Here is a 21847-nt window from a genome sequence, read left to right on the forward strand (position 1 = left end):
ATCATCCTTGATAAGCTAATTCAGCTTACTGATACTGCACCTTGAAGGTCGCATCAGCGTTGGCAATACCGGCAGTGGCTACGCCGGTCGCGATATAACGAGCCTGGAATGGAACAATAACGGTGCCATCAGAGAGCGTAGTAGCCGCACTGAAGGTAGCGCCATCAACCGCTAACGCAGTACCGGTGCGATCAAGGATCTGAACGCCGACGTTAGTTGCATTACCCGCCGCAGAGCCTTGCAGGGCCAGCGCGGTAGGATAGGTGGCGTTAACCGCTGTGCCGCTGAAAGCGACAGCTGCCTGGGTAGCAACGGTAGAATCACAATCATTCAGTTGGATGTTGAACCCGGTAGCGGAGCTAACATCACCAGCGGTAGCCAGTGAAGTCGTTTTAACCTGCCCCAATTGCACTGTCTGGCCAATAGAACCGGCATCCACGGCGCAAGCCGCATTAACAACTTCCCCTTTAAAATGGATAGGGCCACCGTTGACGGTAGTAACCGTTGCCGCATTAGCGACGCCAGCCAGAGAAAGAACTGCGGCAATACCAGCAACCAGTGATTTGATTTTCATACTATTTTCCTTTGAACACATAATGTTTCATAACCATGAAAAAGTGTGGAGGTCGATTCCCCTGGCGGGCAACCGCACAGACTTCATTTCTACTCACGGCCGGACCTCCCTATTCCGTTCAGTTTTCGCCAGCAACATGAGACATTTGGGGCTATTTTGTCGCACCCTATAAAAAAACGGTAAATAAATAAATATTGAATTAATCGACTATTTTTTATTATTTAATTTTTAAAATAAGAAATTAAATGCTTTGCCATTGCCGGGGCAATGTGATTTTAGGTGTTTTGGGGTTTTGCAACAGCGGGCTGGTGTAATGGCCAAGATTTAGGGGGTGGGGATAGCGATTTGCGGAGGTAAAAATATAACTTTATTTTTCAGTTAGATAGATCTCGATCAAGGAATATTCTAATACAGGGCATTGCAAATTCTTATCTTTCGTTTAAGAATTAGGAACAGTTTAGCCCCAATTGTTCCATCTTGCGCCTGATTATTTACCAATAAATCCTTTATAACCAATCCGTTACGATCCCACATCCCGACAAAGCGCGCCGCGTTGCTGGCGGTATAGCGGACGGTATGCCTGATGTTACGATGCCCCAGATAATCCTGAATCAAACGAGTATCGGTGCCCCTTTCCGCCAGTTCATAGCCGCAGGCATGGCGCAGCATATGGGGATGCGTTTGGGTAGCGGTACCCGCCATTTCCCCAGCCTGACGGATAATGCGCCAAGCCTGACCGCGCGATAGCTGAGTACCACGCTGGGAGATAAAAACAATCTGTGGATCCACAGCAGGCTTCCACTGCGCCCTGACCTGGTTCCACTCCATAATCGCCTTGCATTCATCACTCATCAGAGGATGAACGGTAGAGAATCCATTCTTAAGCCGGCGTATATTTATCCGTCCTTCAATCATTTCCAGGTCATGATAACGCAAGTTCAACAACTCGCTGATACGAAACCCATGGCGGAAGGCAAGCAGGATAAGGCAACTGTCCCGTACCCCGGTCTGTTTATTCCGGGCTGCACTCATCAGGTTGTTAACTTCGGTGAGAGTGAGAAATTTACGTTGTGCCACAAAAAACTCCTATTGCAATTAGACTGGATATTACTCGCTCAAGAATTAATAAAATCTGTCGCTGACAGATTGTTTAAAGCATAGCCTATTGTGATGAATGATTACCAAATAAAAATAGCTTTACTCACCCGCAGGCTAAAACTAAAAAAACAACAAGACCATAAAAATTCAACGGGTTATTTTCCACACCTTACAAGCCTAAGATTTATCTCATCAAAAGGGTGTTTTTTAAGCAAAGCCAGAGCCAGCCTGCCACTTCAAGCCCAAACTAGGTTTTCTCCTAATCACCCTGCTAGACAAAAATTAGCTAAATAGAATTTTAAATTTTGTAATAAGATGAAAATGCCGTCACGCTATTTTGCTAATCAATTGTTCACCATGTTATTTTTAACCAACCAGAATGTCACATAGCCTTAGCGATAATACATTCGCTAAAGATGCGTACCTGGTTTATTGATTGGGAAGTTCAGATAAAGGGAAGGCAAACAAGCGGTAATAAATAAACCGCCCGCGAGACAATCGTGGAACAAGTCAGAAACGGCAGGGGACGTCACCCCGCAAAACGCAGGCTGACGTCTTCAGGGGAGAACGTTAAAGAATATCCACGTTAATCACTGCCGAGCCGCGGAAATCCCCCCCCGCCAGATTACCGTTAACCTTCAATATCGAAGAGATAGGCACGGCAATCGTTTGGTTGACCTCGATCTTTTCAAGGCTGCCGACATTGGCTGGCTGGTCACGCACAAGCACATCCGCCGCCAGTGAACCATCCGTACGCAGTTTGATACCGCTAGAGGTGTAGCCGACCAGCGTGACTTTAACCGTAGCACTGGCGGTGCATTTAACGTACAAGTCCGAGGTTTTTTTCAATCCTGGCACACTATCGGCCTGAATATCCCCATAGCTGATGTCTACCGAAGTGCCTACCAGTGAACAGGCGGGGCCTGGCGGTGGCTGAGGTTTCCAGGCGTCACCGGTTCCACTACCATGTTCGAGAGAAACGTTCATAGACGGACCATCAGCAGGACGTTTGCCTATTTCTTTACCCAGTCCGAAGAAATACTTTTCATCGCCTTGCAATGTATACGTGATAGGGAGTATTGACGCCAAAACCTCACTACAGTTGCCACTTGCCACTCCCCTAGCTGACACAAGAAAGCGTTGGTACATCCCCGAACTGGTACCCAATATAGCGTAAAAGTTAACTGTAGTGCCGGTTCTACATGTAGTGGTGGATCCACCGATCCCATCAGGTTGGGCACTAATGGTTAATTGCTTTGGCCCCGTCCAGCTCACATCGATCCCGAGAGCGTGACCATATACGGGCATTATCAGGCCGATAATCACGGCCGTTTTTTTAAGCTGTGCTGTCCCTATTAACTTCATCTCTGTTCCTTATTGCTCTGCGCTATTGCTGATTAGCCTCTTCACAGAGGCCTAGCGGCGTCAGCCCTTAGTCATAGGTCAATGCAAAGGTCATGCTGGCACTGAAAGGACCACGATTAATGGTTCGGTTGGTAATCGCGTCTGGCTCACCTTGCACATAGGCCATCATGCGCAGATAGTTGTCCCCTGCCGCTAATGGGTAGCGATAGGGGCCTAACTGGTTCAATGGCAAAGGAGCGCCATTTTCTGACTCAATACCAATACCAATGCCCGATGCCTGGCTGGAGGCATCCAGCGCCAGTAATCCCGGCAAGGCGGGATTTTCCACTCCGGTGAACGTGACCTGCACCGATTTGCCTAGCGTCAGATCGCAGTTGCTCAGGTGCAGTTTGAACTCCCAACTGGTAGTTCTTTGATTGTGATACAGCTGTTTGTCGATTACCGTACCAAAATCCAGTTGGACGGTTTCCTCACCCGGCGGGATGATGCAAGGTTCCGCCACCAGCGTGCCATGTAAGCGCATGTTTGCCGCCTGAACGCCCTGGCTCAGTGCAAGCAGAGCGACGGTGGCACAGAGATATCTCAGTATTTGCCGCATATCAGCTCCTTATTGGTAATCCGCAAGCAGCGTTGCCGTGACTTCAAACGTCCCTTCAGTCAGTTCGGTGCCCGGTTTTTTAACCGGCACAGCTTCTAACAACGGTGGATTGAGCGGGTCAACAGCGATAGGCGTACCGAGCTCAAACGGCTCGCCGTTCTGGTAAATTTTGATGCCCAGATTGGCAATATTGGTCTGCAGCGTAGCCGGCTCAAAGGCGGCGACCGGGCCGAGCAGCGTCAGCACCATGCTCCAGGCTGGTCCCGCCGTACAGTCCAGCACGTAATCAACCTGTCGACGGTGCTTCACCCCATCCACGCTCTTGACGCCGATCCGGTCAAAAGGCACATCAATGTCTTTGTCGTTGTTCACCAGACAAGGAGGTGGCTCAATCAACGTACCGCTAAAGCTCATGTTTTCCGCCGCTTGCGACGGGCTTATGGCCAGCAGAGCAAACGATAGCAATAGTGACATCCCTGCAACCGATCTCATTCCTTTCTCCCGTTTCACTGGTAGTCGACCACCATGGTGGCTGCCGACGTAAAGTAGCCAGCGGTCAGGGTGGTCCCTGGGCGCTTCACTAAAGTGGCAAACAGCTTTGGCTGATCCGGCAACGTGAAATTCAGCCAGCTATTCACTGGCATTGCCTGGCTGTCACTCGATAAGGCAATCCCCAAATCGCCTTTCGAGGTTTGCAGAGCACCGGCAAAACCGGCGTCCATGCCCTGGATCTGCATTTTTAACGCGTTGGTGTTGCCTGCCGAGCATTCCAATGTGTAAGGCACCGGCTGGCGGTAGTTGATACCATCAACCCGGGTCGTCATCACCTCGTTGGTAAAATCCACCGTGATGGTTTGATCCCCGTTAATCACGCAGGGCGGCGGCAGTAAAATATTGCCCGAGATAGTCAGGTTGGACGTCGCAGCCACCGCTGATGACATGCCCAAAACCAGTATCAAACCTGCAAATCCCGTCGACGTTTTCCACGGCATAGTTCACCTCTGTTGCGCGTAGGCTATGAGTTACGTTTGCCAGGTTCTGCCTGACAGGTATCACCCGCACAGCGGAAAATAAGTTCTGGGCGGCCACCGAAGTCATTCACGTAGGTCAGCACCGGCGCGCTACCTAAAGCACTGACGCTGGCACTTAGCGGTGCATTGGATTTAGGGGGGACCATCAACGGCACAAACCCTTTGGCGCTCTGGCCACCTTTAGTGGTGCTAGCCTCAACGATGGTGATGTAATACGGCGTCGGGTTGTTGACCACATAGCGATCGCCTTGGCGCGTCAGCGTCATTTTTTCCTGCCACGGCGTACTCATCTGTTCCTTGGTCGGTTCAATCGCCTGCGGGCGGTAGAACAGTTTAATGCGTGTCTGCAACGCAATTTGCAGCGTGTTCGGCTTGTCGCTGCGCGGTGGAATTTCACGCAGGTTGAAATAAAACAGCGATTCACGATCCTGTGGTAATTGCTGCAAAGCAGGCAGCCCCTGCACTTTCACCTGGCTTTTGGCACCAGACTCAATACGCTGCACCGGAGGCAGAACGATCAGCGGGCTGGTGATCTTATTGCCCTGCTCATCCTCAATCCACCCCTGGGCCAGATAAGGCAGGTGTTTGTTTTCATTGCTGACGTTCATGCTGACAGACTTGTTGGAAGCGTTATAAATCACCCGGGTACGATCCAGGGCAATCGCCGCATTGGCCTGCGAGGTAAAGATGGCCAGCAGCAGTGCGCCAGCGGTTAATACATGTGTGGTCGTTAATTTCATCAGTCTTTTTCCGTTCAGCTTCTGTTTTCCGTTTCCGGATTTTCCCCTGCGGCGATTGGCCGACAAGGCAGCAGTAAATTCTGTGTCCCATGTTGTGGGATATGCGTTGGCAGCGTTATTTCGCACTGGGTGATGCCATTCCAATGGGTGGTCATCTTGGCCCCGGGCTGAATACCACTCAGATAAACGCTACCGTCATCGTTGATAATGCCGACGTCCCGTTTCTTGCTATTTTGTACCGTGGCACCGAAAGGCGGTGATGACCCATCGGCCAGACGAACCACCGCCATCGCTTTTTCACCAGCCACCACTTCAAAACGCCGTAGACCAATCGCCCCTTCGGTCAATGTCGCTTGCTGCACCGAGCTGAGCGCTTCGGTCTTGTCATCCAGCGCGTTCAGATCGATGCTGACCTGGTTGCGGTAGTAGCTGTTGAGATCGGACACCACGGCTTTACCAAAGCGGTTGGATAAGGTGGTGGCACCATAGCCACGCACAGGAACGCCTGCGACTCCATCGGTATCCAATAAAATGCGCGTTCCGCCAGGCATGCCAATCCGATGCATGGCCACGCCCTCCCCGGTCGCCGTCACCCCACCTTGCAACAACAGGCCCATGGAACTGGAGCGTCCAGCTTGATAACCCGCGTTGGCACTCACCTGCGCGTCGTTGCCCAAGTGGGTGTAGTAACCGCTGGCAACCGCGCCTTGGCGGGCACTACCTGCACTGATCTGATAGGAGTCGGCATCATTCACGCGGCCGAAATAGCCCACCTGGTGAGTATTTTCATTGCGATCCCATGACCCGCTGTAACTGATGGAACCAGAGTGGCCCCAGGGAATGGTGATCGCCAGATACATGCCGTCGTCGTTGGTGCCGTTAAATTTGTTGCGATAGGCGGTCAACGAGAGGTTAAGATCCTTGAACTTGCCCAGATCGAAGTATCTCGCCAGCGACAGGTTGTAATGATCGTTGGCACTGTCATTCCAATAGGTCTGGTGGCTGTAATTGATAAAAGTGCTCAGGCCCAGCTCGACAAACTGCTTATTGAACGTAACGGTGTACATCTCCTTGCTGCTCTGGGTGCGGTAACCGGTAGTCCGTGCGTCCAAAAATTCGCTCATGTTCATAAAGTTGCGTTCGGAGAAGCGATAGCCAGCGAACGTCACCTGGCTGTCATAATCGTCAAAACGTTTGGAATAACTGAGGCGGTAAGAGTTACCAAACAACGAGCTCTCCTGCGGCAAATTAGCCCGGGATTGGGTGACATCGAACGACAGTGCGCCCAGCATCATCAGATCGCGGCCAACCCCCAACGCCAACGCGTTATAGTCGTCGCTCCCCACGCCGCCACCGTACAGTGACCAGCCGTTGCTAACCCCCCAGGAGAATTCGCCGGTGGAGAACAGTGGCCCGGTGACGTTATGTTTCCAATCGGTCGGCCGGCCAGCCGCGAGTTTATAGCGCAACGAACCTGGACGAGTCAGATAGGGGATGCTGGCGGTGTTCACGGCGAACTCCTGCACGCTGCCATCCTGTTCCTCAACGCGAACCTGCAGTTGGCCGGAAACCGCATCATTCAAATCCTGAATGCGGTATGGGCCTGGCGCGACCTGAGTTTCATACAACACCCGGCCCTGTTGGCTAATAGTCACCTTGGCATTGCTTTTGGCAACGCCACTCACTTCCGGGGCATAGCCGCGCAGGTTAGGTGGCAGCATGTTGTCATCGGTATTGAGCGTAACGCCGGTGAAACGGAAGCTGTCGAAAATATCTGAATTAAGAAAATTCTCTCCGAGCGTCAGGCGGGCAAGCAGCTTGGGCAAGGCGCGATAAGCGTAATAACGGCTCCAATCCAGGCTATTTTCGCCGTTGGTGCCAGACTGATTGCGCATCTGCAACTGCCAATCCGCACGCAGACGCCAAGGACCAAAGTTGGCCCCGGTGGTCCCATTACCACTCAGGCTATAGGCCTGATCCTGGTGCTGCTGGCGCGTGGTCAGGAAATTCAGGTTATAGTCAAACAACGCACCGGTAATGCCGTTGTCCCAACGGGAAGGCGGATCCCAATTTTCCGAACTGTATTCAAGATAGGCTTGTGGCACGCTGAGCTGCAGGGACGAAGTCGCCAGGTCACCCTGAACCGTCAATCCTGGAATGCTTTGCAGATCGATACACTGCCCATCGTCTTCCCAGACAATGTCCTTGAGCACGCTGTCTCTCAGGCCAAACAGCTCTATCAATTCAGGCGTCAGGCAAGGTTCGCTGCTTTTAGGATCTGCTTTAGATGGCGCGAAGGTGATTGAACGCTCCGCTATTTGCTGCCGGTTGAGAAACACCGCCATGGTGTAAGTCCCTGGCATAATATAGCCGCCACGGGAGAAATGACTGAGATCGAGATTTTCCCGATCTTTAATATCCAACACATCGGTATTGAACTGAATATCCTCTGCGGCATGCGTAAGATAAACCGGGCTTCCCAGCGATAAAGCAATACAGACCCACAATCCGCGCAGCCGGAAAGTAGAATTCGCAACAGGTTTGGCCATCGATAAAAATTCCGTTTATCAGTAATAATCCATTTTGAAACGCACGGTGGAACGGTACTCACCGGCTCGCAGTATTTGGTGATTCGGCAACAGGTTTATGGTGTATTGCAGCAGCTTATCTCCGGAGCTTAACTCTGACAGTGGCATAGCTACGCCGGGTAATGCGATGTTGCCTGATTGGTCTTTGATCTGTAGCCCAACGCCTTGGGCCTCGCCTTCAATACCCAGTAAGGCGCCATCCTTCAAACCATCAAAGGTCACGCGGAATGCCTGCCAATCGGGCATCGTGGGATCGAAGCGTGGCAAGGTGCAGTTAATTAAGCGAATGACAAAAGGTTTAGCGATACCTTGCCCATCATGAGCAATCTGTGACGCAGGAACGGTGATCATCTCAATCACTTGCTCACGGCTGCTCATCTCAATGGCGCAGGCAGTTTCAATAATGCTGCCTTCCATGACGACACGGCCCCGTCCCAAAAACGTATCCGCCGCTGCGGTTACGCTAAACAGAGCGCAGAGCAGGCAACTCGCCACGATATATTCCATTTTGTTCACGCTGTTAATTCCCTTCGACACCATGACCTTAAGAATAAACATGCGGGTTTCCCCGCATGTGTGACCGTTTAACCGGTTAAAACCTTACTGATAAGCCAGGGTAAAGGTAGTGGTGGTGCTGAAGTCGCCTGGGACGATTTCTGCAGCAGTTTTACCGTCAACACCCATGTCGCCCTGCAGGTAAGCAGAGAAGTTCAGGATGTTGGTTTGATCCTGGATGCCCTGTGGAGCAGTTGGTTGACCCAGTTTGATCAGCGTGCCGCTACCGTCGGTGATAGCCAGGCTAGCGCCACGAGCAGTACCGGTGATGCCCAGCAGATCGGCGTTACCCGCAGAAGTTGGACCTGTGAAGGTGGTGGTTACCGTTTTAAGGGTAGATGCATCACAGTTTTCCAGGTGGATGTAGAAGTTTTCAGGGGTAGATTTACCACCGTCTTTCAACGCCACGTTAGCGATCTGGCCCATTGGGATACGCTGGTTGTCATCACCTGGGGCGATAGAGCAAGGTGCATCAATGATGGAACCGTAGAATTCGATTGTGCCATGGCCCGCGTCCTGTGCAGCATTGGCAGCAGAAACAAAACCCAAAGCGATTGCGGCAACCATGAATTTGTTCAGTTTCATATTTCTATTCCTTTATTAAATAAATTGATATAAACGACTAATAACCATCCATGTCAAACATGGTCTGGGGACTGCAAAAAACATGAGGCGACCGCCCATTATCCAATAGGGATACGCTTCATTCTTTATACTTTCGGCACTCAAAATAGGTTATAACGGTCAGCCTTCCACACTGGTACCGTAATAGACCCGCAAGGTCTTATATAAACCTATCTTGTTGGTACAACCAATTTTTCTCATAACGGACACGCGATGACTGCTGACCGTTTTAATATTAATCCCTAAAATCGCACCGATCATTTTTGGCGTGTAACCGCGAAAAAGATAATAGCAAATCCGTTTTTCTCTGTTGCTTAACGCAGCCAAGGTCCCTTTAGGGATAAACTTGTCGCGTTTTGCCCATGTTGTATTTGGTGAATCGGCAATTTGTTTCAGCAGTGCATTAGAACACTCATTGGTTGCAATAAAAACAACTCGGTCTCTGTAGCGTTGCTCAATGCTTAGCGACAATATATTCAATAACGCAGTACTGGCAATCACTACCATCAACGTTCGGCTTTTCTTTTCACGTATCATTTCGCTAATCAGCAATGCACTGCGTGCCGAACCATCCGATATCGAATGTTCAAAGGCAACATGACTATGCTGTTGCTGCAACTTAAGCAAGCTACATCTGATACCTTGTAAAAAGTAGCTATTATTGCTGGAGATATGGAATGAAATCTCACTTATATCTTCACTATGATAGTCGAAATCATATTCACCCACACCGTACCCGTCGTCCATAACGCTACCAAACTTATCGCCAAATCCATATCGGCTATCGTACATCTGCTTCCCGCCACTATCGCTGAAAAGTTGGATGCATGTTAGCGACCGACTCAGAAATGCCATAATCAATTTATATCAACCTGTGAAATTTCATTTAAGTAATATAAAAAAATCAATTAAATCATATGATTGTAAAAAATTTCACTTAAGATCAACCAACCTTAAGAAGATGCCTAGATCGGTATATTTGAGCATTAATCGACATTAATCAATTTACTAATCAGAAAAATCTTGATAAGTTTTATAACGCAAGACCAGGAAGAGCCTGGTTCCTGGCAGCTCAACGGTGATGCTTTAACAATCAACAAGAAAAATCTCATTTAATAAATTGTATGCTATCCGTTGTTTTTTGTTTTAATAACGCTTGTGATTTTGAACAAGGAAGTAAACGAAATGACTAGTAACTGTAGCGGTTATTATTATCTCATCGGTGACAACGTTGAGTTCTGGCCTGAGGAAAACTTGCTTTACTCTCGTGTCAATGGTGAGAAAATCACGCTATTTATCGCAGCCTCACGCTGCCTTCAGCTTTTATTAAGCCAACAAGGTGAGCTGGTTCCTCAGCGGGATCTGTTTGAAGCCGGATGGCAAAAAAATGGCTTAGAGGTGTCTAACAATACCTTTTACCAAAACATCCTTATGTTACGTAAAGGATTAAAGCTTGCCGGCTATGAGCAAGCAGTGATAAAAACAGTGCCCCGCCAGGGCCTTACCATTCCCTCAATGGTTCCGGTTGCAAGAATAATACCGGAAATGAGTACAGCCTCTGCCGGAGAAACACCTCTTGTGGAGGAAAACCAACCGCTAACCTCAAGCAAAGTGGATAAAAAAGCATCCTCTCGGCCTCGCCACGTGTGGGCAATATTGCTTAGTCTCTCTTTTGGTATCGGTATTGTGCTGTCAGCTGCATGGAATAGCTCAGAGAATAAGAATTTCTTCTCTAATTTTAACTTCGTAGGGAATATAGAGCAGTGTTCGGTCTATCTCCATAACGGCCAGACATCGTTGCAGTCCTACATGCAATTTATTGCGCAAAACAACTTCACCTGCAAAAAACAGGAAGTTGTCTACTTTACCGCCAACCCATTGGTTCCACGTGCCTCAGTAATTCGCTGCGAATGGCCATTTGCTTCAGGGACAAAGAATCTCTGTATTTCTGAATATTATCTGGAGTGGCAGCATAATGAATAAGCCCCAACTGTTCGGCGTATTTACACTACTCTCTTTGTTGTTCCTGTTACTCGCGTTGGGGGCATACCACCTCTATAGCCAATATCAGCAAACCCATTTTAACTGCGAAGCCATGCTGCTGGTTCACAAAGATGATGCGGAGCTGGCCCTTATGGTTAACTTTATCTTCCAAGGTAATAATGGCATCGTCAGTCTGAAGGGAACCCTTAAGGAGGGCGACAAGACCACTAGCGTAAGCAGAAGAAACTATTTTGATTTCAGTCAGATAAAAACAGTTTATCACCTTAAGTCAATCTCGGCAGTGACCACACCGGCCGACAACAGCGACACCAAAGCTCTCGCCCGTTACCTCCCTCTTTTTTACCTGGAACCGGGGCTGAAGTTCGACTTCACCGCTTACCCTACAACCCAAGATGGGTACATTTTTTCTACCGGGCAGGTGCCGTCATTTTACTGTGCACGTAAGTGAAATGCTGCGATACGGAGATAGGTGACCAGCAAAGGGCTGTTTGACGTTAACGAGTTTCGCGTTGTGGAGACGACTCTTTAACGCTGGGATCGAATGGCAAAAACAAAAAACCGGAGGAAAGAGTCTCTTTCCTCCGGTGATGACATCGCCGTGGCGTGCTTATAGAACATCCACCACAACAACCGCAGACCCGCTAAACGCGCCAGCCTTTACAGTCCCCCCCGTGGGGGCGAGAGTAGATGCAATCTGCACATTTTCCGAGCCATTAATGGTGATTGGCGGTGGGAATTTCGAGCCATTGATGGTGATAGTCGATTGTATTCCATTGCCGAAACTGGTGGTGTTATCCGAGAGCGCAGGGACAGTTATCACAACTTTAGCTGGCGTCGGGCAAGTTATCGTCGCCGTCAGACTCGCGGTATTCCCTGCTATGGCAGTGCCGTCCACCAGCCCGTGGTCGAGAACTGTGGGCCCGGTTATATCGCACCCGGTGGTGAAGGGTTTGTTATTCGTATTTACGCACGAAGTTGTCAGCCTCGCGTTCGTGCTGTTAGGACCTTCATAGACAACACAGGTGCGAGTATTTCCTGTGTTCGCATTAATCCTGCTAGCCTTACCCTTCCAGCTCCCGCCAGATCCTAGCCCCGTTCTCTTCATTAATTCCTTTTGGAAATCCGACCAGTAATAGTAATTCTTAGCGTAGCCTTGAGTAGAATAACTAAAGGCACAGTAGGTATCTGTGGCATAAGCATTCCATCCAACATTATTCTTGGTCACACACACGTCAAAGAACGAGGTCGTGCCCGGGCGGATGTTTGTTGTATCGTATTGTTCGACACCGTCGGTATAGGTGAAAAACATCTCTTGTGTTGTTTGGTCGAATTGCGCGCTGGTGATGACGAACGCAGCAAAACTGGACGTACTGGTCATCAGGCAGAGTAAAGCAATTAGCGATTTCATTCGTTTCACGATGTCGTACATAAAGTTAGTCTCGATTGTAGAATAGGCAGGCAGCTAAGCGGAGGAACAGTTGCTACTGGTACTCCAGAGCAAAAGTCGCCGTGGCCGTAAATGCCCCTTCGACTATCCCTTGGTTGGCCTTGGCCGCGGGTTCTGCCTGCACATACGCCTGAAGCGCAATCACCATATTGCCCTGCGTCAGCGGCGTGGTGGAGCTCTGGATATTGAGCGGCAACGCCTGGCCAGCCCCCGTTTCCATCCCCACCGCCACTCCGCGGGCCACGCTGGCAGCATCCAGCGCCAACAACCCAGGCAATGCCGTGCTCTCAGTACCCATAAACGTCAGCTTCACACCTGTTGCCACCGCCGTATCACAGTCATCCAGATGTAACGAGAACGCTTGGCTCGGGGTGCGCGTATTGGTGTAAAGGAACTTGTTAACCAGCGTGCCAAAATTCAGCTCTATCGCCTCGTCACCTGGGCGCAGGGTGCAGGGTGCATTTACCAACGCCCCTCTGAATTCCACGTTCTCGACCGCCTGCGCCGGTGCGCAGAATAAAAATGGGCAGGTCAACAGCAGTGCCAGACCGATCCGTGGTAACTCTTGCCATTGCTTCATCAAGCGGCTCCTATTGATATTCCGCCAGCAATGTGGCACGGGCAGTAAATGCCCCGGGGACCGGTGGCTGCGCCGGATCTGCTACCGGCACTGCGCTCAGCCCCGGGAGTGATTGCACGTTAACATTATTAAAATACGAGTTCTGCCAAGGGAACGGTAAGCCACCCTCAAGCAGAATACGGATACCCAACCCCGTCAGATTGGTTTGAATGGCAGTGGCGTCAAAACTGCTCGGGGTCCCCTTGAAACTCAACTTAACCACCCCTGCCGCACTGCAATCAATCTGGTAAGGAATCGGCTTGCTGTAGCGAACCCCGTCGAGATTGCGGATCACCAGATTATCGCCAAAATCCACTTCGATCGTTTCGCCGTTATTGATAGTGCAGGGCAGTGCCTCCACCAGGCCGCCCTGAAAGTTCACCTGCACCGCCTGTGCTGGCTGCACCAGCATGCCCAGCAACATAGCCAGAGAAACTGTTTTACCCGTCATTATTCATCCCTCACTGATAGTCCACCAACAGCGTGGTAACCGCGGTAAAGGTTCCCCCACTCAGGGTGCTGGACGTAGCCTTAACCGGGACTGCCGTCAGTGCAGGGCGAGCCGGGTTGGTAAAATTGAGCCAGGTATTCATCGGCAGCTTGGTGCCGTCACTGCGCAACTCCAGGCCCAGATTGGCTTTGCTGGTACCGAGCACGCTGGCATCAAAACCTGCCCCACCGCCCTGAAATTGCAGTTTCAGCGTTACGGAGGTCGCGCCACTACAGTCCAGCGTATAAGTGATGGGCTTTTCGTAATTAACCCCATTTATCCGCCCGGCCAGCATATCGGTGTCAAAATCCACTGAAATATCGCTATTGCTGTTAATCACACAGGGCGGTGGCACCACCAAGGTACCGGTGAACTTGACGTCCACGGCCTGTGCCGGTAACGCGCTACCCAAAGCGGTCGTCAGGGCCAAAACAGGCCATAACGCTGTGAGCTGTTTCATAACACCTCCACCAGCAGCGTTGCCGTACTGTTGAATACCCCGCCTGGTAAAATGGCCCCCGGCCGTTTCACCGGCACGGCACTGATGGCAGGCGGCGTGGCCGAATAGCTGAAGGTAAACCATTCACCCAGCGCTAACGCACTGTTGTCCGGTTTCAACAGCTTGATCCCCAGATCCGTAAAGTTGGTTGCCAACACGTCGGAATCAAAGCCGCTGACCGAACCCTGGAACCGCAGACGCAAGCTGGAAGTGCTGCCGGTACAGCTCAGGGAAAACGGCACTGGCGTGGCATAGTTGTTGCCATCAATGCTGGTGGTCTGCAAGGCACTGCCAAAGTTCACGTCAATCGTGGTGTTGCCATTCACTATGCAAGCGGGTCCCGTCATCACGATACCCTTGATGGTGAGCGCAAGCTGGTTGCTGGCCTGTGCCGTAGCCAGGCACAATGCCAGACTCCCCGCCGTACCGAGGGCAGTACACATTAGGCTCCTGAGAACGGAGCGCCCCTTAAGCCGATAAACCAACCTATTCATAGCTCAGCCTGAAGTTGACATGGGCCAGATACGCGCCCGCTTGTAGCGGCGCCCCGGTGCGCTCCGGCGCGATATAGTAGGTCAGCACGTTGCTGCCAGGTGTCAGTAATTGCGGTTGCCCAGCCAACCCGGGCACGACGTCACGGCGGGAGGCGTCCGTCAGGCGCAGCCCCATACCGCCCACACCGCGCGCCAGGAACAGATTGGGCTCGTGGCTATCCTGCACGCCGGTAAAGGTCAACGACACTGCGGGCTGATTGGTGCTCCAGGTCAGGTTGCCCTGCTGGTCACGATTGTTGGCCGCGCTACGCAGGCAGTCTTGCAAACGCAGTTGTACCGCCACCGCCGTTCCCCGATCGCCAACGTGTTGCAGGCGACCCGTTCCCACATCCCCCAACTCGACCGACTGGTCGGCACTGCTCATCTCCAGGCGGCAGGCGCTTTCGGTCAGCGCTCCCGACACGCGCAGCACACCGTGCTCACCGTCGATCAACCCCGTAGCAGCCTGCGCCACCGGAGAAAGCAGCGCAGCCAGTACCATTCCGCTCTGGACGCAGTACTTTGCCACCTGGCCGGGCAGTCTTCTCTTTTCCATGATTGCTTTCCTTGTTCTTCCTTCACGGTTCATGCCCGCCGGGCCCCCCCCATCACCATCACTGACGCCGGGTGATTATTTGTCGCGCTTGCTTTCATCCACTTGGCAGCTGTTACCCCCGCAGCGGAAGGTCAGCGCCGGTTGACCGCCGTAGTCATTGACATACACCAGCACCGGGGTCGCCCCTAACGCCGCCGCACTGCCGCCCAGTTTGACGCTGCCCTTTGGTGGCACCATCACCGGTTCAAAACCTTTCACCACTTCACCTTCTTTCTTGGCGCTGGCACCAATCAACGTCACAAAATACGGCGTTGGGTTGTTGACGGTGTATTGGTCACCATTTTTGCTCAGCGTCAGTTGCTCCTGATACGGCGTCGCCTGCTGCATGGCCGCCGCTTCGGCTAGTGCAGCCGGGCGATAGAACATCTTGATGCGCGTTTGCAGCGCTATCTGCAATACGTTCGACTTGTCGCTTTTTGGCGGGATTTCCCGCAGGTTGAAGAAGAACAACGATTCACGATCCTGTGGCAACATGTTGGCTCCCGGCGTTGCCTGGATTTTCACCTGCGTCTGCCCTTTTGGTTCAACACGCTGTACCGGTGGCAGCACGGTAAACGCGCTGTTCCCTTCAAGCTTGGTACCGTGGGCGTCCTCCAGCCAACCCTGAGCCAGGTATGGCAGTTCCGGGTTCTGGTTGCGTACGGTCAGGCTCACTGACTTCTCATTCCCCGGGAACACTACGCGGGTCCGATCCAGCGAAATGGCCGCCTGCGCAGACGGAACCAATGTGGCTAACGCGACTCCTGCCAACAGGCTCATCACAAAAAATCTTTTCATCATCATTACCTATACTTTTCCTAACGGACGCCATCTCGACAGGCTCAAAAGCCTGCGGACGATGACGCCCTTGACTGTTCATTGGGTTTCATTAGCTGCCATTATCCGTTTACACAAGGCAGCAGCAGGTTGGCGGTCATCCCCGCCGGTATTTCCTTCGGCAGCGTAATGCGGCACTGTTCGGCACTGTTCCAGTGCACCGTCATGGTCTCACCCGGCTTGATACCGCTGAGGTAGACGTTGCCCGCATCGTTCACCATGCCGGTTTCCTGTTGCTTGGCGTTGAGCACTGTGGCACCGAAAGGCGGTACCGAACCATCGGCCAGACGTATTACCGCCATCGCCTTCTCACCCGCTACGACTTCAAAGTGACGATAGCCAATAGCCCCTTCGGTCAGCGTGCCTTGCAGCACTGAGCCGGTGGCTTGGGCGTTGTCCGCCAGTTTGTCTACGTCGATACGTACGCTGCTGCGGTAATAACTGTTCACATCCGCCACCACCGCTTTACCAAAGATATTGGAGTTGACCGTGTTGCCATAACCGCCCACTGGCACCCCTGCAACGCCATCGGTATCAATCAGCATCCGCGTCCCGCCCATTAGCGATGTACGATGCAAAGCACCACCTTCGCCCGTCAGGGTAGCTCCGCCCGACATCGACATCCCTGCCGAGCTATACTGCCCAGAGCGGTAACTGGCCATGCCATTCACCTGTGCCAGGGTTCCACGGTGTGAGTAATAGCCGCTGATATCAGCATCGCTATTCGCCATCCCAGCCCGGACCGTATAGTTGTCGGTATCACCGACCCGATCTGAATAGTTGACCGAGTTGGTATTGTCTCCCGCAGCGTAAGACCCGTTATAGCCCAGCATGCCGCTGCTTCCCCATGGCATGGACAGCGACAGATACATGCCGTCATCCTTGGTGTTGCTGAAATTGTTGCGATAAGCCGTCAGCGACAGATTGACGTTACGAAAGCGGCCAATATCAAAATAGCGCGCCAGCGTCATGTCATAGCGGTCACTGGTGGCCTGGTTCCAATAGGTCTGGTGGTTGTAGTTAAGGTACCCACTCATCGCCAACGACTCGAACTGCTGGCTGAAGGACAGGGTGTACATCTCCTTGCTACGCCCAGGGCTTACCCCATTGACGTTATCCTTGGCACTCAGGTAGTCCGCCATCGACATAAAACCACTGTCGGAGAAGCGGTAGCCGGCAAAGGTGACCTGGCTGCCGGTATCATCAAAGCGCTTCGAGTAGCTCAGGCGGTAGGAGCCCCCCTGCTGAGTGCCTTGATCCGGTAGCCGAGCCCGGGACTGCGTCACGTCCGCAGACAAGGCCCCAAAAACCATCAAATCACGCCCAATTCCCAGTGACAGGGCCGAGTATTCATCCCCGCCCAGCCCGCCGCCGTACAGCGACCAGCCGTTACTCACGCCCCAGGAGAACTCACCCGTGGCAAACATCGGCCCATTGATCTTATGTTGCCAGTCAGATGGACGGCCTGCCGCCAGCTTGAAACGCACCTGCCCGGGTCGTGTCAGGTATGGAATGGTGGCGGTATCCACCTGGAAACGCTGCACGCTGCCATCCGCTTCTTCAACCCGTACATCCAGTGCGCCAGAGACCGCGCTATCCAGATCCTGAATACGGAATGGCCCGGATGCGACCAGGACTTCCTTAATCACCCGCCCCTGCTGGCTAATCACTACCTTGGCGTTGCCGCGTGCCACACCGGTGACTTCTGGCGCATAACCACGCAAATTCGGCGGCAACATGTTGTCATCCGAGACCAGGCTGCCCCCGGTGAAACGGAAGCTGTCGAAGATGTCGGAATTAAGGAAATCTTCCCCTAGCGTCAGCTTGGCGCGAAGCGGTGTAATAGCCCGGTAGGCGGTGTACTGCGTCCAGTCAAAACTGCGGGTATTCTCTTTCGCCGAATCGCTCTGATGGTCGATCCTGGCCTGCCAACTGGCCCGCAGCCGCCAGGCTCCCAGATTGGCCCCGGTCACTCCGTTGCCGCTGAAGTTATACCCTTGAGTACCATCCCGGTTCTGCCGCTGAACCTGGGTATTAAGGTTGTAGTCCAGCAGAATGCCAGGGATCCCCTCTTCCCAGCGCGACGGCGGATCCCAGTTCGCACTGCTGTATTCCAGATAAGCCTGCGGGATACTGAGGTACAGCGTGTTGGTACCGAGATCGGTACGGGCCTGAAGCCCATCCAGGCTAGCCAGATCCAGACACTCGCCCTGATGCCACCAGGTCAACCCGACCAGTGCGGCCTTGGTCAGCCCCAACTGCTCCACCATCTCTTTGCTCAGACAGACCTGGCTACCTTTCGGATCGTCGTCCGGTGCCAAGAACGTTATCGGGCGTGCCGGTTGCACCTGGTTATTCAGGCTTAAAGCAAGGTCATAAGTGCCCGGCAGGATAAAACCCTGGTGCGAAAACTGGCCTAAATCAATGTTGTCACGATCTTTGAGATCCAGGACATCCGTGTTGAACTGGATATCTTTTGCCTGGGCCACGTTCACCGCACCGAGCAATACGCTGCTGCCCAAGCCGGCTTGACACAAGATGGCAAGCAGGGAGCGGGAAAAATAACGCGCCATGAAGAGAGTCCCTTTAGTAATAATCCATTCTGAACCGTATAGCCGAACGGTAATCCCCTGCTCGCAACGTCTGTTGGTTACCCACCAGGCTCAGGGTGTAATGCAGTTGCATCTCTCCCGGGGTCATGGCTCCGGCCCGCAAGGCATCCCCCGGTGCTGCTACCTCACCTCTGGCATCACGTATCATCAACGCCACGCCGCGTGCCTCTCCGCTCACTCCGAAGTGACCGCGATCGTCATCACCGTCAAAGGTCACCTGAAAGCGCTGCCAGTCGGGGGCTGTCGCGTCAACACGGACCAGCACGCAATCCACCAGGCGGATGGCAAAATCTTTTTCTGGCCCGCGACCGTCCCGGATCAGTTGGCTGACCGGGAGGGTGTCCATAACCAGACTCTGGTCACGGTCCCCGACTTCAATTGCACACGGCGTCTCAACAATGGCACCTTCCATGCTGACGCGCCCCTGCCCAAGCACATCAGCGGAAAATGCACTCCCGGAAAATGCCAGGGCACAACACATCAGCAGGGAAGGCACCTCACAGGGTGAAACGCCATAAGTCCATTTCATTAACCAACTCCATGGGTCGCAAAAAAACCTGCGGCAGAGCCGCCGCAGGTTGTTCAGCACTACGCAACAAACTTACTGGTAGGACAGTACGAAGTTGGTTGGAACCTGGAAGCTACCTGGTTTGATCACAGCATCTTCGCCACCACCTTTCAGAGCAGCAGTGAAGCTCAGGGTGTTGTTGGTACCATTAGTCACAGTCTGAGCTGCGGTAGGGGTGTTCAGAGCCACTTTGGCACCGTCAGCCTGAGACATCAGAATGTAAGCACCTTCAGCAGTACCGATCAGGCCCAGGCTGCTAGCGTCATATGAAGAAGCCGCACCGGTGAAAGTCACGGAGACTTTGTCTTTAGTACCTTTGGTAGCAATGACACAGTCTTTCAGCTCAATGCTGAAAGCTTCTGGCGTAGAAACACCGGTATTATCGTTAGCTGCCAGAGCAACGTTGGACACGGCACCCAATGGGATAACCTGATCCAGCGAACCGGCAGCGATAGAGCAAGGTGCATCAGTGATAGACCCGGTAAAGGTGATCTTGCCTTCGCCTTGGTTAGCTGCGTAAGCCGTGCTAGCCACCAGGGAAGCGCCAATGATCATTGCAATTGCTTTAACTTTCATGAAATCCGTTCCTATGATTTATATATTAACTAAAATGTTAGGCGGACTGTGAAGTACACTGCCACGCCTTTTATCACTACCCAACAATATTTCCGTTGCTTAGGATTGGCGCTATAATACCGTCACAGGAAAATACTTATATAGGACATTCCTCTTTGTTTTCTCTTGCTGTCTTATAAAAAAAGACAACTTAGCGAACAACTCAGCAAGTATATGTATATACCAGGAAATATCTTAATAATGCGTTTTAAATAAGCATTTATTGCTAGTAAAAAAAGCAAAAAAATGTCTATTTTCAGAATTTTTTTATCACTATTATCAGTATGAAGTATATTGACGCCCTACATTTTACATTTGTGCAACTTCCCGTTGCGGGTTGAGCGTTCTCCCCTCCCCCGCATCCCGACATGCCACAAGCGGGGAACAATATCGGCTATAATATAATATTGTGAGATTGCGGCGCTGTACTGTAGCCCGGCAGCAGAGTAGGCTGGTTTAATGAGGCAGAGTCAGGTCTTAACCTACAGAGGTGGACATGGTTTTTACGATTTTTAACATGATTGCGTTCAGAAGCGAAGACGGGGCGATGTGGAACATTGCACAGCCCGACAGAAGGCTCTCCTTCACTACCATTCCTACCCGGTTGTTCACCTACCTGTTGGAAAACGCCGATAAAATGGTAAGCCGGGAAGAATTACTCAATAATATCTGGAATAAATATGGTCTGGAACCTTCGAATAACTCGGTCAATCAGTATATTTCGCTGATCCGTAAGTCATTGAGTGAGTTAGGCTGTGACGAAGAAATCATTAAAACCATTCCTCGAGTCGGCTTTTATATCGCCCGGGAAATGGTGTCTGCCAGCTCGGAGACACCGCACAACGTCGAAACCACAAGCACCAAAGTTCAGCCTGCAATAGAGCAATCAAGGCTACGCAGAGGGTATAAACCCGCATTGCTCGCCATCAGCTTGATTATCTCAACCTTATTGGTTCTGCAGCCTTTCCGCTCCGCTACTGGCCACCTGGATTACCGTTTCCCGAAGTCTACGCTGTATAAAATTGGCAATATAGCGACCTGCCCTGTCTATGCGCTTAGCGCTAGCTCGCCTGACGTCGCTGCACGCAAGGAAAAACTGGCCGAAGAGTTGGCTGCTGTGCATGCTCCGTGCGTCAACAATGAGATATTTATTTTTCACTCAGGTGAACACTATGCCTACCAACGGTCTGGCAGAGCATTCATAACCCGTTGCACCAATAGTGATCACACCCTGTCTCATTTCTCTGACTGTAAGGCCGTCTATGCTTTCGCTAAATAATCGCTCAGGCAGGTTCATCGGGTTGGTTGCTCTCACCTTGGTCGCTGTAGCCTTGCTATTCAACCTCCTGATGCATAAATTTTTCGTTACCGAGAAAGGCCCAAAAGTGAGCTGTGCCGCCTTTTTCCTGGTACAAAGCGACTTGCAAACCCAGGGCGTAATGAGTTTACATATTGATGGTGTAAGCCAAGGAAGAATGCATATCTCAGCTACGGTCAAGGATAGCGTTGGCGCAGTAAAGTATAATCTGCTGCGTAACGTCAATTTTGACTATCGTTATGAAGGTGATGGTTATCTCGCCTTGCAACTGGTGGATGTCAATAAAAATGCCAGCGATACTATGCCGAATGAGTTGTTTAACCAGTCCATTTTTGATTTTTCGGTGAAAACCAGGAAACTGAGGATCACCGAAGTGGGCGATGGCTATTTATTGTGGAATGACTTTTCACCAGTGATGATGTGCATCCATAATCAATAACAGGCCAGTTTATGACTGAACAGTAAAGCGCTCTCTCTTCCCACTCGGTGAATGCGATGGCTCAAGGATAGCATCCGACACCATCGCACGGGTATTTC

General features: G+C 51.7%; 26 protein-coding genes. 5 read left to right on the forward strand and 21 right to left on the reverse strand.

Annotated elements, in window-relative coordinates:
* Positions 1 to 25: 25 nt before the first annotated feature.
* Entirely contained in the window at positions 26 to 574 is a 549-nt protein-coding gene (fimA, locus tag IMQ33_RS14610) for a type 1 fimbrial major subunit FimA (RefSeq protein WP_024530428.1), read from the reverse strand.
* A 405-nt stretch (positions 575 to 979) separates the two neighbouring features.
* Positions 980 to 1651: a tyrosine-type DNA invertase gene (locus tag IMQ33_RS14615; RefSeq protein WP_196062856.1), complete on the reverse strand. Its 672-nt coding sequence runs from the start codon at positions 1649 to 1651 to the stop codon at positions 980 to 982.
* Between the two features lie 93 nt (positions 1652 to 1744).
* Between IMQ33_RS14615 and IMQ33_RS14620 the strand changes: the two genes are divergently transcribed.
* Complete coding sequence (locus IMQ33_RS14620) at positions 1745 to 1966, forward strand: hypothetical protein (RefSeq protein ID WP_196062857.1); 222 nt, start codon at positions 1745 to 1747, stop codon at positions 1964 to 1966.
* 276 nt (positions 1967 to 2242) lie between these two features.
* Here IMQ33_RS14620 and IMQ33_RS14625 read toward each other — a convergent pair whose 3' ends face one another.
* The 9 genes from IMQ33_RS14625 to IMQ33_RS14665 form a co-directional block, all read right to left on the reverse strand.
* Complete coding sequence (locus tag IMQ33_RS14625; protein WP_196062858.1) at positions 2243 to 2659, reverse strand: hypothetical protein; 417 nt, start codon at positions 2657 to 2659, stop codon at positions 2243 to 2245.
* A gap of 445 nt (positions 2660 to 3104) precedes the next feature.
* Positions 3105 to 3635: a fimbrial protein gene (locus IMQ33_RS14630; protein ID WP_196062859.1), complete on the reverse strand. Its 531-nt coding sequence runs from the start codon at positions 3633 to 3635 to the stop codon at positions 3105 to 3107.
* A 9-nt stretch (positions 3636 to 3644) separates the two neighbouring features.
* Positions 3645 to 4127 (reverse strand): fimbrial protein, encoded by a 483-nt coding sequence (locus tag IMQ33_RS14635; RefSeq protein WP_226906619.1) that lies wholly within the window; start codon positions 4125 to 4127, stop codon positions 3645 to 3647.
* 14 nt (positions 4128 to 4141) lie between these two features.
* Positions 4142 to 4576 (reverse strand): fimbrial protein, encoded by a 435-nt coding sequence (locus IMQ33_RS14640; protein WP_098931726.1) that lies wholly within the window; start codon positions 4574 to 4576, stop codon positions 4142 to 4144.
* A gap of 74 nt (positions 4577 to 4650) precedes the next feature.
* Positions 4651 to 5406 (reverse strand): fimbria/pilus periplasmic chaperone, encoded by a 756-nt coding sequence (locus IMQ33_RS14645; protein ID WP_196062860.1) that lies wholly within the window; start codon positions 5404 to 5406, stop codon positions 4651 to 4653.
* A 14-nt stretch (positions 5407 to 5420) separates the two neighbouring features.
* Positions 5421 to 7955: an outer membrane usher protein gene (locus tag IMQ33_RS14650; protein WP_065686991.1), complete on the reverse strand. Its 2535-nt coding sequence runs from the start codon at positions 7953 to 7955 to the stop codon at positions 5421 to 5423.
* An 18-nt stretch (positions 7956 to 7973) separates the two neighbouring features.
* The gene (locus IMQ33_RS14655) at positions 7974 to 8552 is read right to left on the reverse strand and encodes a fimbrial protein (RefSeq protein WP_226906621.1); all 579 of its coding nucleotides are present in this window, start codon (positions 8550 to 8552) and stop codon (positions 7974 to 7976) included.
* Between the two features lie 42 nt (positions 8553 to 8594).
* Positions 8595 to 9134, reverse strand: a complete 540-nt coding sequence (locus tag IMQ33_RS14660; protein ID WP_098928672.1) for a fimbrial protein — start codon at positions 9132 to 9134, stop codon at positions 8595 to 8597.
* 159 nt (positions 9135 to 9293) lie between these two features.
* Positions 9294 to 9965 (reverse strand): helix-turn-helix transcriptional regulator, encoded by a 672-nt coding sequence (locus tag IMQ33_RS14665; protein ID WP_173409811.1) that lies wholly within the window; start codon positions 9963 to 9965, stop codon positions 9294 to 9296.
* A 393-nt stretch (positions 9966 to 10358) separates the two neighbouring features.
* Here IMQ33_RS14665 and IMQ33_RS14670 point away from each other — a divergent pair, with 393 nt between their 5' ends.
* Both IMQ33_RS14670 and IMQ33_RS14675 read left to right on the forward strand, forming a co-directional pair.
* Positions 10359 to 11156 (forward strand): winged helix-turn-helix domain-containing protein, encoded by a 798-nt coding sequence (locus IMQ33_RS14670; RefSeq protein WP_098928676.1) that lies wholly within the window; start codon positions 10359 to 10361, stop codon positions 11154 to 11156.
* Entirely contained in the window at positions 11149 to 11625 is a 477-nt protein-coding gene (locus IMQ33_RS14675) for a hypothetical protein (protein WP_196062251.1), read from the forward strand. The genes IMQ33_RS14670 and IMQ33_RS14675 overlap by 8 nt, the downstream gene beginning before the upstream one ends.
* A gap of 159 nt (positions 11626 to 11784) precedes the next feature.
* Here IMQ33_RS14675 and IMQ33_RS14680 read toward each other — a convergent pair whose 3' ends face one another.
* From IMQ33_RS14680 to IMQ33_RS14725, 10 genes are all read right to left on the reverse strand, one after another.
* Entirely contained in the window at positions 11785 to 12606 is an 822-nt protein-coding gene (locus tag IMQ33_RS14680) for a PapG chaperone-binding domain-containing protein (RefSeq protein WP_196062250.1), read from the reverse strand.
* 52 nt (positions 12607 to 12658) lie between these two features.
* On the reverse strand, positions 12659 to 13204 hold the full coding sequence (locus IMQ33_RS14685; RefSeq protein ID WP_186529392.1) for a fimbrial protein: 546 nt from the start codon (positions 13202 to 13204) through the stop codon (positions 12659 to 12661).
* Positions 13205 to 13214: 10 nt separating this feature from the next.
* The gene (locus IMQ33_RS14690; protein ID WP_065687006.1) at positions 13215 to 13694 is read right to left on the reverse strand and encodes a fimbrial protein; all 480 of its coding nucleotides are present in this window, start codon (positions 13692 to 13694) and stop codon (positions 13215 to 13217) included.
* 10 nt (positions 13695 to 13704) lie between these two features.
* Positions 13705 to 14193 (reverse strand): fimbrial protein, encoded by a 489-nt coding sequence (locus IMQ33_RS14695; protein WP_196062249.1) that lies wholly within the window; start codon positions 14191 to 14193, stop codon positions 13705 to 13707.
* Complete coding sequence (locus IMQ33_RS14700; RefSeq protein WP_065687008.1) at positions 14190 to 14675, reverse strand: fimbrial protein; 486 nt, start codon at positions 14673 to 14675, stop codon at positions 14190 to 14192. Before IMQ33_RS14700 ends, IMQ33_RS14695 begins: the two co-directional genes overlap by 4 nt.
* Before the next feature lie 43 nt (positions 14676 to 14718).
* Positions 14719 to 15321 (reverse strand): fimbrial protein, encoded by a 603-nt coding sequence (locus IMQ33_RS14705; protein WP_230326744.1) that lies wholly within the window; start codon positions 15319 to 15321, stop codon positions 14719 to 14721.
* 75 nt (positions 15322 to 15396) lie between these two features.
* A complete protein-coding gene (locus IMQ33_RS14710; protein WP_161713703.1) occupies positions 15397 to 16158 on the reverse strand; it encodes a fimbria/pilus periplasmic chaperone in 762 nt (253 codons plus the stop codon).
* A 101-nt stretch (positions 16159 to 16259) separates the two neighbouring features.
* Positions 16260 to 18770, reverse strand: coding sequence for an outer membrane usher protein (locus IMQ33_RS14715; protein ID WP_196062248.1), 2511 nt, complete (start codon positions 18768 to 18770; stop codon positions 16260 to 16262).
* 13 nt (positions 18771 to 18783) lie between these two features.
* Entirely contained in the window at positions 18784 to 19338 is a 555-nt protein-coding gene (locus tag IMQ33_RS14720) for a fimbrial protein (RefSeq protein ID WP_230326743.1), read from the reverse strand.
* A 72-nt stretch (positions 19339 to 19410) separates the two neighbouring features.
* A complete protein-coding gene (locus tag IMQ33_RS14725; protein WP_196062247.1) occupies positions 19411 to 19953 on the reverse strand; it encodes a fimbrial protein in 543 nt (180 codons plus the stop codon).
* A gap of 535 nt (positions 19954 to 20488) precedes the next feature.
* On the opposite strand from IMQ33_RS14725, the gene IMQ33_RS14730 reads away from it, so the two are divergent.
* Entirely contained in the window at positions 20489 to 21271 is a 783-nt protein-coding gene (locus IMQ33_RS14730; RefSeq protein ID WP_196067759.1) for a helix-turn-helix domain-containing protein, read from the forward strand.
* Positions 21255 to 21749, forward strand: a complete 495-nt coding sequence (locus IMQ33_RS14735) for a hypothetical protein (RefSeq protein WP_196062245.1) — start codon at positions 21255 to 21257, stop codon at positions 21747 to 21749. Before IMQ33_RS14730 ends, IMQ33_RS14735 begins: the two co-directional genes overlap by 17 nt.
* Positions 21750 to 21847: the final 98 nt, after the last annotated feature.

This window comes from Serratia sp. Res13-Sevr-LER1-36-b (genome assembly GCF_015673035.1).
Classification (GTDB): domain Bacteria; phylum Pseudomonadota; class Gammaproteobacteria; order Enterobacterales; family Enterobacteriaceae; genus Chania; species Chania fonticola_C.